Annotated in this window: 16 protein-coding genes; 4 read left to right on the top strand and 12 right to left on the bottom strand. The window is 55.4% G+C overall.

Annotated elements, in window-relative coordinates:
* Positions 1 to 92: 92 nt before the first annotated feature.
* Both ACZF99_RS12095 and ACZF99_RS12090 read right to left on the bottom strand, forming a co-directional pair.
* A complete protein-coding gene (locus ACZF99_RS12095) occupies positions 93 to 1,268 on the bottom strand; it encodes a glycosyltransferase family 4 protein (protein ID WP_483612086.1) in 1,176 nt (391 codons plus the stop codon).
* A gap of 17 nt (positions 1,269 to 1,285) precedes the next feature.
* Positions 1,286 to 2,434 carry an NAD-dependent epimerase/dehydratase family protein gene (locus ACZF99_RS12090; protein ID WP_483612084.1) on the bottom strand — a complete coding sequence of 383 codons (1,149 nt, stop codon included), beginning with the start codon at positions 2,432 to 2,434 and terminating at the stop codon, positions 1,286 to 1,288.
* Positions 2,435 to 2,620: 186 nt separating this feature from the next.
* Between ACZF99_RS12090 and ACZF99_RS12085 the strand changes: the two genes are divergently transcribed.
* The gene (locus ACZF99_RS12085) at positions 2,621 to 3,850 is read left to right on the top strand and encodes an aminopeptidase (protein ID WP_483612082.1); all 1,230 of its coding nucleotides are present in this window, start codon (positions 2,621 to 2,623) and stop codon (positions 3,848 to 3,850) included.
* Between the two features lie 53 nt (positions 3,851 to 3,903).
* Here the strand turns inward: ACZF99_RS12085 and ACZF99_RS12080 are convergent, their stop codons facing one another.
* The 8 genes from ACZF99_RS12080 to ACZF99_RS12045 form a co-directional block, all read right to left on the bottom strand.
* Positions 3,904 to 4,668: a MerR family transcriptional regulator gene (locus ACZF99_RS12080; RefSeq protein ID WP_483612080.1), complete on the bottom strand. Its 765-nt coding sequence runs from the start codon at positions 4,666 to 4,668 to the stop codon at positions 3,904 to 3,906.
* 118 nt (positions 4,669 to 4,786) lie between these two features.
* On the bottom strand, positions 4,787 to 6,406 hold the full coding sequence (locus ACZF99_RS12075) for a response regulator (RefSeq protein ID WP_483612679.1): 1,620 nt from the start codon (positions 6,404 to 6,406) through the stop codon (positions 4,787 to 4,789).
* 58 nt (positions 6,407 to 6,464) lie between these two features.
* Positions 6,465 to 8,267 carry a cache domain-containing sensor histidine kinase gene (locus tag ACZF99_RS12070; protein ID WP_483612078.1) on the bottom strand — a complete coding sequence of 601 codons (1,803 nt, stop codon included), beginning with the start codon at positions 8,265 to 8,267 and terminating at the stop codon, positions 6,465 to 6,467.
* A gap of 21 nt (positions 8,268 to 8,288) precedes the next feature.
* On the bottom strand, positions 8,289 to 9,131 hold the full coding sequence (locus ACZF99_RS12065; protein ID WP_483612076.1) for a carbohydrate ABC transporter permease: 843 nt from the start codon (positions 9,129 to 9,131) through the stop codon (positions 8,289 to 8,291).
* The gene (locus ACZF99_RS12060; RefSeq protein WP_483612074.1) at positions 9,128 to 10,090 is read right to left on the bottom strand and encodes a carbohydrate ABC transporter permease; all 963 of its coding nucleotides are present in this window, start codon (positions 10,088 to 10,090) and stop codon (positions 9,128 to 9,130) included. Before ACZF99_RS12060 ends, ACZF99_RS12065 begins: the two co-directional genes overlap by 4 nt.
* Positions 10,091 to 10,251: 161 nt before the next feature.
* On the bottom strand, positions 10,252 to 11,568 hold the full coding sequence (locus tag ACZF99_RS12055) for an ABC transporter substrate-binding protein (protein ID WP_483612072.1): 1,317 nt from the start codon (positions 11,566 to 11,568) through the stop codon (positions 10,252 to 10,254).
* Positions 11,569 to 11,713: 145 nt separating this feature from the next.
* Positions 11,714 to 12,655: a glutaminase A gene (gene glsA, locus ACZF99_RS12050; RefSeq protein WP_483612070.1), complete on the bottom strand. Its 942-nt coding sequence runs from the start codon at positions 12,653 to 12,655 to the stop codon at positions 11,714 to 11,716.
* A gap of 22 nt (positions 12,656 to 12,677) precedes the next feature.
* A complete protein-coding gene (locus tag ACZF99_RS12045; protein ID WP_483612068.1) occupies positions 12,678 to 12,968 on the bottom strand; it encodes an alpha/beta-type small acid-soluble spore protein in 291 nt (96 codons plus the stop codon).
* Positions 12,969 to 13,112: 144 nt separating this feature from the next.
* Between ACZF99_RS12045 and ACZF99_RS12040 the strand changes: the two genes are divergently transcribed.
* The gene (locus tag ACZF99_RS12040; protein WP_483612066.1) at positions 13,113 to 13,985 is read left to right on the top strand and encodes a YitT family protein; all 873 of its coding nucleotides are present in this window, start codon (positions 13,113 to 13,115) and stop codon (positions 13,983 to 13,985) included.
* Between the two features lie 4 nt (positions 13,986 to 13,989).
* On the opposite strand, the gene ACZF99_RS12035 is transcribed toward ACZF99_RS12040, so the two are convergent.
* Positions 13,990 to 15,009, bottom strand: coding sequence for an ABC transporter substrate-binding protein (locus ACZF99_RS12035; RefSeq protein ID WP_483612064.1), 1,020 nt, complete (start codon positions 15,007 to 15,009; stop codon positions 13,990 to 13,992).
* 191 nt (positions 15,010 to 15,200) lie between these two features.
* On the opposite strand from ACZF99_RS12035, the gene ACZF99_RS12030 reads away from it, so the two are divergent.
* Together ACZF99_RS12030 and ACZF99_RS12025 are read left to right on the top strand one after the other, a co-directional pair.
* The gene (locus tag ACZF99_RS12030; RefSeq protein ID WP_483612062.1) at positions 15,201 to 16,181 is read left to right on the top strand and encodes a FecCD family ABC transporter permease; all 981 of its coding nucleotides are present in this window, start codon (positions 15,201 to 15,203) and stop codon (positions 16,179 to 16,181) included.
* The gene (locus tag ACZF99_RS12025) at positions 16,181 to 17,230 is read left to right on the top strand and encodes a FecCD family ABC transporter permease (protein ID WP_483612060.1); all 1,050 of its coding nucleotides are present in this window, start codon (positions 16,181 to 16,183) and stop codon (positions 17,228 to 17,230) included. Before ACZF99_RS12030 ends, ACZF99_RS12025 begins: the two co-directional genes overlap by 1 nt.
* Positions 17,231 to 17,437: 207 nt before the next feature.
* Here ACZF99_RS12025 and ACZF99_RS12020 read toward each other — a convergent pair whose 3' ends face one another.
* Positions 17,438 to 18,790 (bottom strand): transcriptional regulator, encoded by a 1,353-nt coding sequence (locus ACZF99_RS12020; protein ID WP_483612058.1) that lies wholly within the window; start codon positions 18,788 to 18,790, stop codon positions 17,438 to 17,440.
* Positions 18,791 to 18,958 lie beyond the last annotated feature (168 nt).

Raw genomic sequence — 18,958 nt, 5'->3', positions numbered from 1 at the left:
AGTGTGCCAATAAATCGACAATCAACAGGTTTGCATAAAACAAAAAACCCGCGAAATTGCAGGTTTTCGTTTAGTACACCTATCGGTAGAGCTTATTGGCTGTTGGTTTTGTTGACGGCCTCCTTGACCCGTTTCCGCTTAAGCGCTCCCGCACCGCGTAGTTGCCGTTCCCGTATGGCATGGCGGTACAGCTCCAGCAGTTGCCGGCTGGGTTCGTCCCAGCCCAGCCGGCTCGCTTCCGCCCGGGCCGCGGCGCCCATCCGGCGCAGCCGCTCGACGTCCTGGAGCGGCTGCGCCGCCCGCACGAGCCCGTCCGCCGCGCCGGGCTCGTACAGGAAGCCGGTCGTCCCTTCGGCGACCTGCTCCCGGGTGGGCGCGCTGGCGGCGGCGATCACGGGCAAGCCCGAGGCCATCGCCTCCAGCAGCACCAGCCCCAGCGTTTCCGTGGCCGACGGAAACGCAAACACATCGCTCGAGGCATACGCCTCCGCGAGCTCCGCCCCGTGCAGGAAGCCGGTAAACACCGTGCCCGTACCGGCGAAATAAGCTTCCAGCGCGGCGCGGTGCGGGCCGTCTCCGACGACGGCCAGCCGGAATCCGCTGGAAGACAGCAGAAGATCGCGGAGCCGCTCGATCTCCTTCTCCGCCGCCAGCCGGCCGACGTACAGCAGGAGCCGTTTCTCCGGCTCCCCGCCGGACAGCCGGCGGCGCATGGCTTCGCTGCGGCGATGCGGGCCGAACAGCTCCGGATCGACGCCCCGCTTCCACAGCCGCACGTTCCGGAACCGCCGCTCCTCAAGCTCGCCCCGCACGGCCTCCGACGTGCAGAGGTTCAGGTCCGCGCGGTTATGCAGCATCCGCAGATACCCCCACAGCGCCGGCTTCAGCCAAGGCAGCTTATAGAAATCGGCGTATTGCGGAACGTGGGTATGATAGGAAGCGACAAGCGGGTAGCGCCGCCCGAACCAGACGCCGGCGGCGCCCAGCATCGCCGGATTGACCACATGCACCACGTCCGGCGAAAATGCGCGCAGCAGCTTGCCCACCTTCCGGCCGGGCAGCGAAAGCGGCAGATTCGGGTAGAGGAAGAAACGAAACGACGGAATGCCGTAAATTTGCGCGCCCGCGTAAGCCCCGACGCCCTGATCCGGGGCGATGACGATCACCTCATGCCCCTGCCGCGTGAGCCAGCGGATGCTGTGCGTCAGCCGAGTGACGACCCCGTTCGTGGACGGAAAAAACGTCTCCGTGACGATCGCGATTTTCATGGCCAGCCGCCTCCTTGTTATCCCCACTTCACGCCGGGCAGCACATTATCCCTAACGACGCGGTCTTGATATTGGACGGCCGTGCGGAAAATGTCCAACAATACCTCGTCCGTCAGCAGATTCGGCACCAGGCCCAGTTCCTGCAGCTTGGTGTTCTTGGCGCGGTAATAGTGGGTTTCTTTTTCGATCCGCGGATTCGGCAAATGGTCGATGCTCACGGGGAACCCTTCCCGCTCCGCCACTCGCTTCACCTTCTCCGCCAAATCCAGCACGGAGAATTCCTCCGTAAACTGGTTGAACACGCGGAATTCCCCGCGATCCGCCGGATGGTTCGCCGCGATCTCGATGCAGCGCACCGTATCCGTGAGGTTCAGGAACCCGCGGGTTTGCCCGCCGCTTCCGTAAACGGTCAAATCATGCCCGATCGCGGCCTGGATCAAGAACCGGTTGAGCGCCGTCCCGAATACCCCGTCATAATCGAACCGGTTGACCAAGACCGGATCCAGCCGCGTTTCCTCCGTATGGAGGCCGTAAACCACGCCCTGGTTCAAATCCGTCACGCGCAACCCCCATATCCTGCACATGAACATGAGGTTATGGCTGTCATGCACCTTCGACAGATGATAAAAAGAACCCGGCTGTTTCGGATAAGGAAGCACATCCTTCCGGCCATTATGTTCGATTTCGAGATAACCTTCTTCGATGTCGATATTGGGCGTTCCGTATTCCCCCATTGTGCCCAGCTTGATCAAATGGCAATCGGGAGCATACTCGCGGATCGCGTATCCGACGTTTAACGTTCCGATGACATTGTTGGCTTGGGTGAACGCCGCATGTTCGCGGTCGATCATCGAATAAGGCGCGGAGCGCTGCTCGGCGAAATGCACGAAGGCGTCCGGACGTACCTGGCGCATCACCTCGCCCAAAAAATCGTAATGGTTCAAGTCCCCGAGAAACACGCGAATCTTATGGCCCGTCAGCGCCTCCCACCGTTCCACCCGCTCCTGCAATGAAGCGATCGGGGTCAAGGAATTGGAGCGCAGCTCGTCGTCCCATTTGCGTCTTGCCAAATTATCGATGATGGCTACCTCATGGCCTTTCCTGGATAAATACAGCGCCGTCGGCCACCCGCAAAAACCGTCGCCGCCCGCTACGATCAGGCGCATCGAAATCGACCTCCTCCATGGCGTCATGAATTGATACAGATTAACCATAACACCGGAATATTAAGGAGACATAAACTGGCGGACTTTCGCGGAGCGTTCGCCGATCCTTTTTCACTCCCCGCCCGTTCGTGCTACAATATAGATTGTTTGTACATAGGAAGAAGAAATACGGGAGGAGTTGCAACGATGGAAGCTTTCGAGGTTCTTCTTGAAAAATACGCCGAATTGGTCATCCGGGTCGGCGTCAACATCCAGCCCGGCCAAAATCTGATGCTGACGGCGCCGCTGGAAACCGTGGACTTCGCGCGGCTGCTGGTGGCCAAAGCCTACGACGCCGGAGCCAAATACGTTCACGTCGACTGGGAGGACGAACAAGTGACCCGCATCCGCTACGAGCACGCCGCGGACGATTCCTTATCTTATTATCCAAAATGGCTCGCCGATATGGCCGAACAATTCGGGGAGGAAGGCGGTGCGATCCTTCGGATCAAAGTGCCGGATCCGGAACTGCTGCAGGGCATTCCTTCGTCCAAGGTGTCCACCGCGGTCAAAGCGGCGGCCCAAGCGCGCGAGAAACATTCCGCCCAAACGCGCAACAACCGGATCACCTGGTCGCTGATCAAAGCGCCGACCAAGGCCTGGGCAAACAAAGTATTTGCCGATTTGCCCGAAGAACGGCGCATCCCGGCGATGTGGGAAGCCGTGTTCCAAATGAACCGCGTCGACCGCGCGGATCCGATTGCCGTCTGGCGCGAACATATCGATCAGTTGAAAGAAAAACAAGAACAGATGAATGCCAAACGGTACAAAAAGCTGCATTACCGCGCTCCGGGCACCGACCTTCAAGTGGAACTGCCCACAGGCCACCTTTGGCTCGGCGGCGGGGATTCCAACGCGGCGGGCGCTTATTTTGTCGCCAATATGCCGACCGAGGAAATTTATTCGATGCCGCACCGTACCGGCGTGAACGGCACCGTAGCCAGCACGATGCCGCTGAATTTGAACGGCCAGCTTGTGGAAGGCCTGACGCTGACGTTCAGGGACGGTAAAGTGGTCCGTTATGAGGCAACATCCGGCCTAGAGCATATTGAGAATCTGCTTGGCACGGACGAAGGAGCGAGGCATCTCGGCGAAATCGCCCTCGTGCCGCACGACTCGCCGATTTCCCGGATGAACCGGATTTTCTACAACACCGGGATCGACGAGAACGCCTCCTGCCATTTCGCCTTGGGCAGCGCATATCCGGTTAATCTCGAAGGCGGCGCCCGGCTAAGCAAAGAACAACTGCTGGCCAAAGGCGCCAACGTCAGCCTGACCCATGTCGATTTCATGATCGGCTCCGCCGAGCTCGACATCGACGGCGAACTGGCCGACGGTACGATCGAGCCGGTGTTCCGCAAAGGGAATTGGGCGTAAACGGCTCATGCCGACAGGCCCCGCAGCGCGTGCCGCGGGGCCTGTCGGTATTTTTACTTATCCATCCCGGTATAGATGCGGATCGCATCGCGCAGGAACTTCGCGGTTCCCGGCTGTTCCTTGTCATAATACGCCGTGAAGCGCTCGTCGTCCACATACATTTGAGCGACGCCCGCATGGGCTTCTTTGCTGTATTCGGTCCAGTAGAAGGTCAACCACTGCCGATGCAAATCGGCGGCTTTTTGCGCCAACTCCCCTGCCGGATCGCCCGTCAGATAAGCCTCGGCCAACGTGGCGTTCACCTCGTCCGCCAGCTCCGTCACCTTCTTGTATTCCTCTTCGGTCATGTTCATCAGCTTCCGGTTGGATTGATCAACCGTGTCTTCCCCGTATTTTTCGCGGATTTCGCGGCCGTATTTTTGCTCGTTTTCCTCGATCATCCGTTTTTTGAAGCCTTCGAATTTTTCTTGATCGCTCATCGTGATTCTCCCTTCCTGTGACGCCATCGTTTTCTCCACATTGGCGATTAAAGCGTCCAATTGTTTGCGTTTGTCAAGGAGCTGATTCCGGTGTTCTCTCAGCGCGCGAGCACGGTCGAAGCCGGGATCGGTAACGATGGCACGGATATCCTCAAGGCTCAAGCCAAGCTCCCGATAGAACAAGATCTGCTGCAGCAGATCGACTTCCCGCTGACCGTAGATACGGTACCCCGACGAGTTCGTTCTTGCCGGCTTCAGAATCCCGATCTCGTCGTAATACCGCAGCGTCCGGGTGCTGATCCCGGCTAGGCGGCCCAGCTTCTGAACGGTGTATTCCATATGCTCACCTCCTGACAAAACTCATGATAAACGTTGACGTAACGTGAAGGTCAAATCTTTTTTTAAAATAATTTTAAGCCCAAACCGGATGTGCAGCAACCGTCATTCCTCCGGTATCTTATTTGATCAAATCGGTTGGGTTCATGCCGGTAATTTTTTTGAACAAGGTGCTGAAGTAGGGCACGTTTTTGTAGCCGACCCGTTCGGCCACCTCATAGACGAGCATCGTGCGCTGCAGCAGCAGTTCGCGCGCTTTTTCGATCCGTACCCGGGTCAGATAGTTGTTGAACGTTTCGCCGGTCATGTTTTTGAAAATGATCGACAAGTGGTTTCGGGAAATGTACAGCTTCTCCGATAACTCAGCCAAAGTAAGGTCCTCGGCATAATGCTCATGGATATAACCGGTCATGTAATCCACTACCTGCCGGTGCTTGCTGTTCCCTCGCCATTGGCGGCTGCTGCAAATGAGCGTGATTTTGTCCGTCAACCATTCGGCGAGTTGCTCCGGGCTGGCCAAGCCAACCAGCTCCTTCGTGATCTGCTCGCCGGGCACGAGATCATTGAGCAGCACGCCGGCTTCATAGAGACAATACGTAAATACCCCCCACAGCTCGCAGGCGAGGATCTGCACGGATTCGGGCGTCATCGTTCTCTGCAGCTCCAGCCGGCTCATATAATCGGCGACCAGCTTCTTCGCTTCGGCTTCCTGGGACGCTTTCATCGCAGCGGCCAATTCCACGTAGAACTTGACCGAAAACAAATTGTCTGCGGATGCGTCAGCGCCTTCTTGCTCTTGATATGCATACAGCACGTATGCCGGATCCCGCCGCCCCGACCTCAAATCGATGGCACGGAACGCTTCCTCGGTCGAATCCGGGATGTGCTGCCACTGCCGCTTGACGCCTCCGATCCCAATCCGCACGACCAGCTTGAGGTAGCTTTTGATCGCATCGATCAGCTTCGCGCCCAGCTCATGCAGCTTCCGGTCCAGCAGCTCTGCCGGCTCTTCTGGCCGGGGGTGGACGATCAGCACCGCCCTTGTGCCGTGCAGCTCGGTATATTCCACGGATCCGAACATTTTGCGGCCCACTTCGCAAGCGATATTGCGGATCGCAAACCGGAACAGGTTCCAGTCCGACAAGGAAAATTCGCCGACGCGAGCATCTCGGACCAGGTCGATGCCGACGGTGACATGGCTGAATTCCGTCCAATACCGGTAGGGCTCCGGAAGCCCACCTGCCTCGCGGTAGGAGCTGTCCAGCGTACCGACGACGGCTGATCGGACCCATTCTTTTTCGATGAAAGGTTCATACAAGCTAAGCTTCCACTCCATCTCGCCTTGCTTCTGCCGGCTCTCTTCCTCCTTGGCCAGCTCGCCGATCACCTTGGCCAAGATCGACTTCAGCGTCGGTACGCTGATCGGCTTGGAGACGTAGTCGCTGACATGAAAGCGCAGCGCTTGCCGGGCATGCTCGAAGTCCGAATAGCCGCTGAAAATGATCACTTTGCCGTCATACCCTTCCTTACGCAATTGCTCGATCATGTCAATGCCGTTCATCGCCGGCATGTAAATGTCCGTAATCACGATATCCGGTTCGGTTCGGCGAACCACATCCAACCCGTCCGCGCCATTTTGCGCTTCTCCAACCCATTTCGCCCCCAATTGCTCCCAGGGAATGGCCCGCTTCATCCCTTGCAGCACTTGGCGTTCATCATCAATGATGGCGATTTTCCACACCCTCATCTACCCCCTTGGTAGTTCTCCCAGATGAATCTTTTGCCTCGGACATGACGCCTCACGCGGCAGGTCCCGGCTCTATCGGTTCGCCGAGCGGGGGCACCGGCGGCTCCAGCAGTTTCGGCAGCGTAATGACGACGCGGGTTCCGCCTTCCTCCCGTTCGGACAATTCCACGCCGTAAGCGCCTTCAAAATACCCGGCGATCCGTTCCTTCACATTGCGGATGCCATACCCCCCGGTCCGCCGCTTTTGCTCGCGGTGAACGGCTTGCTGCAGCCCGGCGCCGTCATCTTCGATGGTGATGACGAGCAGGTGGGGCTGCTCCTCCAGTTGGATCCATACCTTGCCGCGGGAACGCCCGTTAAACCCGTGGACGATAGCATTTTCCACGAACGGCTGCAGCGTCAGCTTCGGAATAAACAACTCCTGGACGGAGAACGGCGCATCGATCGTGTAATCCAACTTGTCCCCGCCTCCGGTTCGCCAACGCAGTTGTTGAATTTCCAAATAACAATGGATATGTTCCAGCTCCTCGCCGATCGTAATAAAGCTGTTGCCGTTGGATAAGCCGATCCGGAACATCCGTCCCATCAGCTCAAGAATCCGGCTCAGCTCGTCTTGTCCCGCTTCGATCGCCATCCAGTTCAGCTGATCCAGCATATTGTACAGAAAATGCGGGTTAATGTTGGCCTGCAGCGCTTCGATTTCCGCTTTACGCTGCTGATCGTACCGCCGCTGCAACGAGCGGTACAGCTCTTCGATCTGCTCCATCTGCTTGCGGTACCCGGCGAATAAATAACCGAACTCGTTCTCGTAGTCGACCGGCAGATCGACGGGATGCCCGCCGCTGCCGGCAGGGCCCCCGCCGCCCACGAAATACTGCCGCATCGCCGTGACGAGCTGCTTGATCGGCTTCGTGAACTGGCGGCTCAAGTAGAGGGTCAGCAGCAGCACCAACAGAACGGCGATAACCCCGATGACCCCGATAACCAGCGCCAGACGGAAGCTGCCGTCGGTGATTTCGCTCCAAGGCGTAATTTCTACGAGCATCCAATGGGATTCACGCAGCTTGGAATACACCAGAAGCGAATTTCCCAGCTCCCGATCGCCCCGAATATGCATATACCCGGACTGGTCGGTTTTCACGTTAATCCACTGGGACAGCTCCGTATGCTCCGGCACCTGGCCGGTTTTTACCGTTTGCTGACCCAGCGTATCGATCATCATCCGGTTGACTGGCGCGGAATGCCCCGCCAACAACTTCTGAATTTCCTTCGCTTTGACGTGAACGACAAGAACGCCGAGGTATTTGTCCTCCTCGACGATTTTTCGCGCGAAGCTGAGCACCGGCACGTTCCCCTGAAAGCTTGGAATTTCATGCTCGCGAAACCAGGCGAAATCGTTCTTATCGAGCGCTTCCGCCCATTCCTGTTTGGCCAGATCGCCCAACCCGCGGAATTGGATATAGCTATTGGCGTCCCCTCTTAAGGGGCGTTCCATATATAAGTCAATCCCCTGAATAATCGGGATCGAATAGGTCAGATTGGCCAGTGCCCGCTCTACGCTGACCGAGCGGCGGTGCCGGTCGTATTCGTCCTGCCGGTCGCGCAGAAACGTAATCAGCTCGCTATCGCGGGACGTCGATAACGAGATTTGTTCGATGGTCACCAGCCGGGTGGTGATTTCGTTGTTTAATTCATCCAGCAGCAACTGCTGGTAATGGGAGCTGGTCTTCGCCAGCTCGTTGGATGAGATGCGATAGCTGGCCCAGGCAATGCAGGCCAGCACGGCTACGATAAAGATGGAGAAGCTGCGAAAAAACAAGCTGTCGATGCGGAATTTTTTGAATGGATTCTTCATCTTAGAGCTGAGCTCCTCCCTTCATCCCTTTATTCCGGTCGTGGCAATCCCCTCGACGAAGTATTTCTGCAAGAACATAAAGATCAGGGTGGCCGGAACGATGGACACGAGCGACATCGCCAGCAGTTGTCCCCACTCCTGGGCGGATTGGGAATCGTTGATCATCCGCAGCGCCAGACTGACCGTATATTTGTCCACCGAATTCAAATACAACAGGTGGCCGAGGAAATCGTCCCAATTCCACAGGAAGCAGAAGATCGTCACCGTCACGATCGCCGGAACCATCAGCGGCATGACGATCCGGAAGTAGATGCCGAACCAGGAGCAGCCGTCGATTTTCGCCGATTCGTCCAATTCCTTGGGAATGCCGCGCACGAACTGGATCAGCAGGAAGACGAAAAACGTTCCGCCCGCGCCGCCGGCCAGCAGATGCGGCACGATAAACGGCCAATACGTGTTCACCCATCCGAGTTGATGGAACAAGGCGTACTGCGGAATGATCAGCACCTGCCCCGGCATCATCAACGTGAGCATGAACAGGGAGAACCAGAGATTCTTCAAGGGGAAATTCAGTCTTCCGAACCCAAACGCGACGAGCGTGCTGGAGACCAGCGTCGCCGCGATAACGGCCGCTTCCAGGGCGAAGGTGTTGAGATAAAAGTCGGTGAATGAATGCCCCGGCACCGAATTCCAGCCCTTGACGAAATTGCTCCATTGCGGGACCGCAGGGAAAATGTTCGGCGATGCCAGCTCGGCATTCGTTTTGAGCGACGCTCCGATCCACCAAAGCACTGGATAAACCATAATCAGACTGAACGCAATCATGAAGAAGTGCCGGATCAACGGCTTCCATTTGAAGGTCATTTGCCTTTTCTCCCTTCCGGTTCCGATTCGTAGAACACCCAATATTTCGAAGTCCCCGCGATGATCAGCGTGGCAATGACGATCATGACCAGCATGATCCAGGCCAGCGCCGACGAATAACCGAGCTGGTACCGGCTAAACGCCCGCTCGTACAAATACAGCGCATAAACGTACGTCGAGTTCATCGGGCCGCCGTTCGTGATGACAAATGCCGAGGTGAACATCTGGAACGCGTTGATGACGCCCATGACCAAATTAAAGTACAGGACCGGCGACAACATCGGCAGCGTGATGTTGAAGAATTGGTGCAACTTGCCGGCGCCGTCCACGGCGGAGGCCTCGTACAGATCGCCCGGAATTTGCTTGAGCCCCGCCAGAAAAATAACCATCGACGAGCCGAACTGCCATACCGTGAGGAGAATCAGTGTGCTTAATGCCGTATCGGGACTGGTGATCCAGCCTTTCCCCTCGAGGCCAAACACCCCGATGATTTTGTTGAAGATCCCGTCCACCCCAAAAATGTTACGCCACAACAGGGATACAGCGATACTGCCTCCGATCAGCGACGGAAAATAAATCGCTGTGCGATACAGTCCGATCCCCCGCACCGCCCGGTTCAGCACGATGGCGACGAGCAGCGCCGCGATGAGCTTTAAGGGGACCGAAGCCAGAACGTACAGGAACGTGACCTTGACCGAAGTGACGAACTTGGAATCCGCCGTAAAGATCTGTTCGTAGTTTTTGGTGCCGACCCAGTTGATCGGTTCCAACAGCGTGTAGTCCGTAAACGAATAGTAAAGCGATAAAAACAGCGGATACGCGGTCAGCCCGAGAAAACCGAGCAGCCATGGCGAAATAAATAAATAGCCGGCCACCGGCGCATTCCATCTTTTCAGGAAATGCCGGCGCTTGTTGATTTCCGGTGCGTCTTTGACAGACAAGGCCGCGGAACTTTTCATACTTGCTTCACCTCTGCAGTTTCTGAGTGCTTATAACTCAAGTATAGGGCGTACCTGCGGCCGGTTGTAGAAGAGGAATCCTCGAAATCTTTTAAAATATCACGAAAATATCAATAATCAGCCCGGAACGGGAATCCTGTTCCGGGCTGGGATCGAACGTCTTATTCGTAAGCCGCAGCCGCTTCTTTCAGCTGCTTGTAAGCTTCTTCCGGCGTGATCTTGTTGAAGCTCAGTTGGTCGTGCACCAGCGGGAAATCTTTATCGATGTAGTTCGTCCAGCCGCCCGCACCGGCGGTCCAGGTTTGACCGTCCTTCTCGGTGGCGCGGAGCAGTTGCATGCCGACCTTGTCCACGTCGCTCATACTGGATTCCAGCGCCGCCGCGTTATCCTTGTTCACCGGCAAGCCCCGTGACGTCTTCAGGATTTGCGCGGCTTCCGGATCATTAACGAACCAGTTGATGAATGCCTCGGCCTCAGCCTTATGCTTGGAGTTATCGGAGACGGACAGATACATCGACGGTTTTAGCCAACCGCCGGCTTCCTCGGCCCGCGGCATCGTCACCAGGGCGTAAGCGCCTTTCTTGATGCTGTCCCAAGCGCTGTAATTATTGGAGAAGCTGTAACGGAACAAAATCTTTCCGGCAACCATCAGATCCATTTGCGGGTCGAATTCTTTATCGGAGGAGTTCACGTCCGCCGGCGGCACCAGGCCTTCCTTGCGGAGCTCCTCGAAGTGCTTGGTCCATTCCAGAAACGACGTTTCGTCGATGTTGAATTTCCCGTCCTCCGTGATGACCATGCCTTTGCCCTTGCTGTACTGGTAAGCCGAATACATGAAGTAGTTCGCCGCATAATCCTTCGTAAAATATTGGCCGCTCGGCAGCTTGCCTTTCAGCTCTTTCGCCAGCGCGAAGAAATCGTCCCAGGTCCAGCCGTTTTCCGGATTTTGGACACCCAACTTATCCAGCGCGGCCTTGTCGTAAATCATCCCGAAGGCGACGGAGCCCAGAGGTACGGCATATTGCGTGCCGTCCAGCTGTCCGCCGGCCAGTAGTTTCGGATCGATCTTGGACACGTCGACGGCATCCAGCGCTGCGAGTTGCTTGCGGTTTGCCCAATCCGGCGCCCAGCCCGGATCGAGTTGGACGATGTCAGGGGCATTTTTCGCCGCCGCCTGCGTAGACAGCTTGTCCAGGTAACCGTCCATGCCGGAGTATTCCGGTTCGAAAGTGATGTTTGGATTGTTTTTCGAATACAAATCAAGGGCAGCCAAGGTCGCTTCATGCCGTTCCTGAGATCCCCACCACATGATCCGCAGCTTCACCGGCTCACTGCCCGAGCTGTTTACGGTATTGCCTTCGGCATCTGTTCCTGCCGGCTTAGCCGAATTTCCGTTCTTTCCGCCACCGCAGGCGGCCAGTGACCCGACCAGGGTAACCGCAACCAGCGCCGTTAGTAAACGCTTCCATTTAAACATTGATAACCCTCCCATTTGAATCGTGAGTATCTGGTTTACACCTCTATAGTAACGACTCCAATTGGAAGTGGGTAGGAGAGCAATGCACGATTTGTTTTAAAATTGCCCGATTATATGGATTCACCCAGACATGCCCTTTCCTTATTTAAAATAGGCTCCAATCAAATGTCCGCGACAGACGCTCGATGAGTTCGACCCCCGCGATGCTGTTGCCTTTGCGGTTTAATGCCGGCCCCACGACGCCAATGCCGTATCGTCCGGGCACGAGCGTCAAGATCCCTCCGGACACGCCGCTCTTGGCCGGCAGCCCCGCGCCGATCGCAAATTCGCCGGAGCCGTTGTACATTCCGCAGGTGACCATGAATGTTTTGGCGATTTGCACATATCGCCGCGGAATCAGCGTCTTGCCCGTCAGAGGATCCGTTCCTTCAAAAGCCAGCACCAGCGCCATTCTTGCCAGATCTTCGCAGCAAACTTTGATCGAACAGTGGCGGAAATAGACGTCCAGCACCTCTTCCACACCGCAGCCCAAGATGCCTTTATCCAGCAAAAAATAAGCCATCGACCGGTTCAAATGTCCCGTCTCCGACTCCGAGCGGTAGACCTGCAAATCATAATCCAAACCGGGGTTTCCGGCCAACTCGCGAAAAAAAGCCAAAATGCGCGCCGCTTTCGCCTCCGCATTCTCCCCCTTGATCATGGAGGAGACCACGATCGCTCCGGCGTTGATCATCGGGTTGAACGGAATCGCCGGCTGCACCAGCTCCAACTTCATGATCGAATTGAAGTTATCGCCGGTCGGCTCCATGCCCACTTTGGAAAATACGGCGGCTTCCCCATGGTCCATGAGCGCAAGAATCAACGTAAACACCTTCGAAATGCTCTGCATCGTAAACTCTGCACGGGCTTCGCCTGCGGAAATCGAGTTTCCCTTGGCATCCAGGAGATAAATCCCTAGCCAATCCCGCTTCGCCTTCGACAGTTCCGGAATGTACTCCGCAACTTTACCTGCAGCGCTTGTTCCCCGGCATTCTTCCACCCACTCTTGAAGGTGGAGCTTCAATTGATCCCATTCATTCAAGACCATGGCGAACCCCCATATGGTTAGTTTACGGCTGATCGTTCAAGCGTTGTTTGGCCAAGCGGATCATTTCCTTGACCATCGAACCGCCGATCGCGCCGCCGACCTTGCCTGCTTTCGCGGTTGTCAAATCGCCGTTATCGCCTTCTCGCATCGTCACGCCCAACGATTGGGCTACTTCAAACTTCACGTCATCCGGCCGCTCCGGATTGACGTTATATCCCTCACGCTTCATTACTTCTGCCTTGAACCGGCTAAGTCGGACCGCTGAATCCGTCTCCTGACGGCCATTCCCGCCGTTCCCTTTTGGTTGTACCATGGATGTCCCTCGCTTTCAAGTGAGATTTACCCAATAAGATACCCCTTCAGTCGTGAGATAAATCATAGTCCGATGTTGTGATAAAAAAGATAATTTAAGCCGATAATTATATTTTATAACAATGAGAAGTAAGGAAGGGCAGACATGAATTTGGACCAGTATCGCCCGATGATCGAAAAACCGATTCGAGCCTCGCTGAAACCTGCGCAGGAGGTCGGCATCATCTTGTTGTCAGCCTTGCTTGTGGCCGCAGGGCTCGACTTATTTCTGATCCCGCACAAACTGCTGTCCGGGGGTGTCACGGGCGTCGCCTCGATCATCGGTTATTTAACCGGCTGGAACATCTCGCTCGTTTACTTTATGCTTAACGTCCCCCTGATTTTATGGGGATGGAAAGCGGTGGGCCGCCGTTATATCGTGCTCAGTTGCATTTCCGTCGTCAGCACCACCTGGTTTATCTCGATCATCCCCGAGGTGCAAGTGACCAAAGATCCGATACTTGCGGCGGTTTTCGGCGGGATCATTTCGGCGGCGGGCATCGGATTTTCGCTGCGCGTCGGCGGCTCGACCGGCGGGTTTGACATTCTCGGGTCCATCGTCACGCGAAAAAGGGACGTTCCCATGGGGAACATCCTCTTTCTGCTCAACGGGCTCGTCATTCTGGCCCTCGGCTTTTTTCAAAGCTGGGACTTGGCCCTGTATTCCATGTTGTCCACCTTCGTCAAAGGCAAAGTCGTCGATATGATCCACGTCAGGCATATCAAGGTAACCTGCTTCATCATTACGAAGCGCAAAGAAGAGATGCTCTGCCGATTGCGCAAGCTGCATCACGGCATCACCTGTCTTCATTCCGAAGGCGGGTACCGCGAAGAGCAGAACTACACACTGATGACCGTTACGACCCGGTACGAGCTGGCGGCCGTCCGAAAAGCCGTGGCCGAAACCGATCCCCATGCTTTCATGAATGTGGTCCAGTCCACGGAAATTCTTGGACGGTTCGCCAGACCGGTCAAATGATCTTTTACTCTAACTCGTAGATTTTGTAAAGTTCATCAAGCAGCAGATTGGCCGCTTGGATGCCGCCGGCCGTATTCCAGACCGCATCGTCGACCTTGTAGGTCTGCCCGTTCTTGACGGCGTTCAAATTGTTCCACAACGGGTCGTTTGTCCAGTCCAGTTCGGTCTGATTCGCCTTGCCGTCGCCCGTTTCATACGTAAAATAGAATAAACGGTCGGCATCCACCTCAGGCAGCCGTTCCTTGGTAATCTCATCGACGAACGTATCCTTGGCGTTAAGCGTCATCGGATTTCTGGCAAGACCCAGCTGTTCAAAAATAATGCCGGAGAACGTGTTCGTATGGTAGACGCGCGTTTTCCCGTCCATGAACCGGACGACCGATACGGTTTCTTTCAACTGATCGCCGGCTTTATCCTTAAAGTCCGCAATCCGCGCTTCGAATGCGTCCAACAGCTCGTTGCCTTTGTCGCTCATTCCCAACGCTTCCGCGTACAATTTGAAATTATTCATCCAGTTCCCGCGCAAATCCTCGGACATCACGGTGGGAGCGATCGCCGTTAACTGCTCGTATACTTTCTCCTGACGCATCTTGTTTCCGATAATGAGATCGGGCTGCAGCCCGGCGATCAACTCCAGGTTCGGCTGGCTTTCTTCGCCTACGACTGTCACTCCCTCCATCTCGTCCTTGATGTGCGCATACCAAGGGTCCCCCGTCCAGGAGCGAACCGCGCCTACCGGTTTGACGCCCAACGCCAGCAGCGCTTCCGTTCCCTCGTTGGTCAAGATCACGACTTTTTGCGGCATCCCGACGATTTCGGTCTCCCCCATCGCATGTGTTACGGTACGTGCCCCATCGCTAGCCGCGTTAGAGCTTCCCGCTTGGCTCTCGGCAGCCGCGCTGTCCTTAGTTCCGGTATTGCCGGACGCCCCTTGATTCCCGTTCTTCCCGCATCCCGCGACAACAAGCGCAAGCGCCAGCACCGCGAAGGCCCACCATATGGAGCGGTTACGCATTGGATTCATGATTTATTTTCCCCCTTAAAATGAGTCTGCGTACGCAAAGTGATAATGATTATCATCTTCACGAATATAGGGCATGAGCTATCCGCTTGTCAATACACTAAGAATGATTCTCATACTCATTGACAGCCGTTTCCCCATCTTCTAAGATTTAATGGACATGATCTATTCGATCTGAAAGTGGGAAAATCCTCATGAAAGGTTTCGGCTTGTTGATTTGCGCTTTGGCCTTGGCCGCAGCGCTCGTATGCAGCATCAGCTTTGGCGTGACGGACATCCCGTTCCCCGCCGTCTGGGAATCCTTTGTTCATCCGAACGGCAGCAACGAGCACCTGCTCATTCAAACCGCCCGCGTGCCGCGTGCCTTCATCGCTGCCGCCGTCGGGGCCAGCCTCGCGGTTGCGGGCGCGCTGATGCAGGTGATCACCCGGAACCCGATCGCTTCGCCCAGCACGCTGGGCGTCAATTCCGGAGCTGCTTTCTTCATCATCCTGGCGTCCGGATGGCTGGGTCTGTCGGGCATGCAGGCATTGACCTGGGTTGCTTTGATCGGGGCCGCCGTAAGCGGAGCGGTGGTTTTCCTGCTCGGGAGCCTCGGACGGGACGGCATGACACCGCTGAAGATTACGCTGGCCGGCGCGTCGATGGCCGCTTTCTTCTATTCGTTGACTCAGGGCCTGATGCTCTCCGACGGCAAAATGTTCGACCAGGTGCTCGTCTGGCTGGTTGGTTCCGTAGCGGGACGAGAAACGGACCAACTTCTTAATGTGCTGCCCTATATGGGGATCGGGATGGTTACCGCCCTCCTGTTGGCTGGCCAGCTCAACGTACTGGCGATGGGGGATACCGTGGCGCAAGGTCTCGGCCAACGTACGGGCCTGATCAAGACGCTCTCTGCAGCCGCCGTCATTCTGTTAGCCGGGAGCTCCGTGGCCGTGGCCGGACCGATCGCGTTTGTCGGCATCATTATTCCGCATATCGTCCGCCATTTCGTCGGAACGGATCACCGCTGGATTTTGCCTTATTGCGCTTTGTCCGGGGCCTTGCTGCTCGTATCGGCCGACATCGGCTCAAGATACATCGCCATGCCGAAGGAAATCCCGGTCGGCGTCATGACCGCGATCTTGGGCGTCCCGTTTTTCGTTTACATCGCCAGGAAAGGGGTGAAGAACTGATGGTCAAATCCGGAAAATCATCTCTGCTCACCGTCCATTCATCCCTGGAGGCGAAGAAGAAAAGAATCCTTTGGATTTGCCTGCTCTTATCCGTCTTCTGTCTGGGATTGATGGTCATCAGCGTGGGAGTCAGCAGCCACTACCTTCCTCCCCTGACCGTCTTGAAATCCTTGTTCGGCATGGCCGAGCCGGGCGATCAGGTCATCGTCGTCAACCTCCGCCTGCCGCGAATTCTGGTGGCCGTACTGGTCGGAGCCTCCTTGGCGGTGGCCGGGGCCATTTTGCAGGGCGTCATCCGCAATCCGCTCGCTTCGCCCGATGTCGCAGGGATCACCGAAGGGGCTTCGCTGGGCGCTATTCTGTTTATTTACCTGTTCCAAGGGACCGTCTCAATTCACTGGATGCCGCTCGCGTCGATCTTGGGCGCGTTCTTCGTGACGGCGTTATTGTACGTACTGGCCTGGAAAAAAGGCGCTTCCCCACTGCGCATCATCCTCATCGGGATCGGCGTATCCGCCGCGATTAAATCGTTGTCGTACATGCTGATCATCTCCGGTCCCATGCAATTGGCCAATCAATCACTCACGTTTATGACCGGCAGTATCTATGGCGTCTCTTGGGAGAGCGACGTGCTGACGCTGCTGCCGTGGACGACCGCTTTGCTGATCCTGACCTGGCTGCAAGCCCGCCAGGTGAACATCCAGGCCTTGGGCGACGATATCGCCACCAGCGTCGGTTCCCGCGTTCAGTTGCAGCGTCTGCTGCTGATCGTACTCAGCGTTTCGCTCGCCGGCGCCGCGGTGGCGATCGGCGGCGCCATCGCCTTTATCGGGCTGATGGCGCCGCATATGGCCCGCCGGCTGATTGGCCCGTCCTTTTCCGGCGTGCTCCCGGTCAGCGCATTGCTGGGCGCGTTGATCCTGCTTGTCGCGGATCTGGTCGCCCGAACGGCATTTTTGCCGCGGGACGTGCCTGCCGGCGTGTTGACAGCGGCGATCGGCGCACCGTTCTTCATGGTGATGCTGTATCGCAACCGCAATCGGTTTTAGTTTAAACACAAATGACCCGCAAGAAGGTCACTTTTTCAAGTGTTCTTCTTGCGGGTCGCAGTTCAAAATGCCAAATGGTCTTTTTTAGCATCTTATAAAGTTAAACATTAACCAAATCCGTGACTATTCGTGGTGATGATGCCTGGGTTGGGCTGGTTTCCGCCAGGAAACAGAGTCGTAACCGGGGCCGCCACTGCGGCCAATAAGCTACAAGTCGCTATCCATATAGCCAATTTTCTTTTCATTCCGCTTTTGCACCTCGCTGATTAATTTTTTGTACCGCCCGTTCGCCGCTTCAGTTGCAAAATTCCGGTGTTGTTCAAATAGCCCTATACATTTTAGAATACCGTAACTGTTGTAAATTTCAATAGCAAATTGCATACTGTCCAGCACATACTCCAGCCCTCGGGCAAACTCCTGTTTATTTAAATAATACTCCCCTAAACCAACCAACAAATTGGCGTATCGATCTCCGGTAAATTGCTCGCCGATTTTCTTAATCCGGTAGTGTCGCTCTTGGTAAGTTAGATAAGAAGCGTACTTTTCCAGCACATCGTCGATATTTAAACCAAATTTGTTGGCCGCCGTTACGATCTCGCATAAGGCCGGGAATACTTCATCCTCCCTCGTGGAAATATACTCCAAATATTCCGGAAGAACCTCGACCTTGCCCGATACCAGTTGATACATGCAGCGATTGCCTTCGGCCCACTCCTGAAACTGCTCGATCACTGCCATCTCGTCTTCTGTAGGGTTCTGTACCCAACTGCAATCCGTATACATAGAGACGTAGTATAGTGCATTCTCATAATCATTCAAGTTGATATGAGCAGCACCCAATGCTAAATAGGAATACAATATGTAGAATATAATCTGCTTGTTCGTTTCGGTTGATTTATTGCTCCCGCCCAACTCATAGAGAATGGTCGCTTTTACTTTCAGTTTTTCGGCTAGTTCCTTAACTTTGTTCCACCGACGCAATGAACCAAATACATTGATTAAATCATTCAGCGCATCCAATTGATAAGCTTCATCCAACCGGTCGACATAAGGTTCAAATTGTGCGGTCAACAAGAGATTTCGGGTCTGATCTTTGGACAGCCGCAACGTGAACAACCGGTATTGGCACAGCGCCAGCCTTTCGGAATGCTGTTTCTGCTCCCCCTCCGCTATCGCTTCGTACAGCAAGACGGCCGCTTCCCCTTTGCCTTCACGATAAAACTGTTCGGCCAAGTGAAACAGCAGAGGGAGGTAAAAAAGGTTGTCCAACAGTAACCGAACCGACCGTGCGATACAGTCCAACATATTCAAATCGGCGCACCGTTGCAAGAAAGGCCCCAGTCTGCGCCAATCAGGCGCGGCCCGGTAGAAGCACTCGTCAATATACATTTCGTAAAAATAACCCTCGGGGAGCTTCATCCCCTTTGTAATCCGGTCAAGCTGCTGCATAGCAATGTGGCGATGACCGTTGAGAATCCCGCTTAACGTCCCGCAGTTAATCCCTGTCAGTTCGGAAAAATGTTTAAGCGAAATCCCCTCCTTATTGATATAATCCTCCATATGGGCGCGTATCGTGTCTGTCCGTTTCAAGTCAACACCTCCTTTGCTTATTAATGGAATATACAACCATATATTTCTAATAGTAGAATTTAATCTACCAATGGTCAATGAATAAAAAGGAAAAAACTGTGTCAAAGTCCGCCTGACGAATCAAAGCCGGCGCCCCAT

It is taken from the genome of Paenibacillus sp. JL3B1040 (assembly GCF_057063165.1).
Note: the sequence above shows the minus strand (reverse complement) of the source record. Positions and strands in the feature narration are given on the sequence as shown.

What these genes read in the sequence shown, in the direction of transcription:
- ACZF99_RS12095 (WP_483612086.1), bottom strand. Translation starts at nt 1,268, where the DNA reads ATGAAAATCGCGATCGTCACGGAGACGTTTTTTCCGTCCACGAACGGG.
- ACZF99_RS12090 (WP_483612084.1), bottom strand. Translation starts at nt 2,434, where the DNA reads ATGCGCCTGATCGTAGCGGGCGGCGACGGTTTTTGCGGGTGGCCGACG.
- ACZF99_RS12085 (WP_483612082.1), top strand. Translation starts at nt 2,621, where the DNA reads ATGGAAGCTTTCGAGGTTCTTCTTGAAAAATACGCCGAATTGGTCATC.
- ACZF99_RS12080 (WP_483612080.1), bottom strand. Translation starts at nt 4,668, where the DNA reads ATGGAATACACCGTTCAGAAGCTGGGCCGCCTAGCCGGGATCAGCACC.
- ACZF99_RS12070 (WP_483612078.1), bottom strand. Translation starts at nt 8,267, where the DNA reads ATGAAGAATCCATTCAAAAAATTCCGCATCGACAGCTTGTTTTTTCGC.
- ACZF99_RS12065 (WP_483612076.1), bottom strand. Translation starts at nt 9,131, where the DNA reads ATGACCTTCAAATGGAAGCCGTTGATCCGGCACTTCTTCATGATTGCG.
- ACZF99_RS12060 (WP_483612074.1), bottom strand. Translation starts at nt 10,090, where the DNA reads ATGAAAAGTTCCGCGGCCTTGTCTGTCAAAGACGCACCGGAAATCAAC.
- ACZF99_RS12055 (WP_483612072.1), bottom strand. Translation starts at nt 11,568, where the DNA reads ATGTTTAAATGGAAGCGTTTACTAACGGCGCTGGTTGCGGTTACCCTG.
- glsA (WP_483612070.1), bottom strand. Translation starts at nt 12,655, where the DNA reads ATGGTCTTGAATGAATGGGATCAATTGAAGCTCCACCTTCAAGAGTGG.
- ACZF99_RS12045 (WP_483612068.1), bottom strand. Translation starts at nt 12,968, where the DNA reads ATGGTACAACCAAAAGGGAACGGCGGGAATGGCCGTCAGGAGACGGAT.
- ACZF99_RS12040 (WP_483612066.1), top strand. Translation starts at nt 13,113, where the DNA reads ATGAATTTGGACCAGTATCGCCCGATGATCGAAAAACCGATTCGAGCC.
- ACZF99_RS12035 (WP_483612064.1), bottom strand. Translation starts at nt 15,009, where the DNA reads ATGAATCCAATGCGTAACCGCTCCATATGGTGGGCCTTCGCGGTGCTG.
- ACZF99_RS12030 (WP_483612062.1), top strand. Translation starts at nt 15,201, where the DNA reads ATGAAAGGTTTCGGCTTGTTGATTTGCGCTTTGGCCTTGGCCGCAGCG.
- ACZF99_RS12025 (WP_483612060.1), top strand. Translation starts at nt 16,181, where the DNA reads ATGGTCAAATCCGGAAAATCATCTCTGCTCACCGTCCATTCATCCCTG.
- ACZF99_RS12020 (WP_483612058.1), bottom strand. Translation starts at nt 18,790, where the DNA reads ATGGAGGATTATATCAATAAGGAGGGGATTTCGCTTAAACATTTTTCC.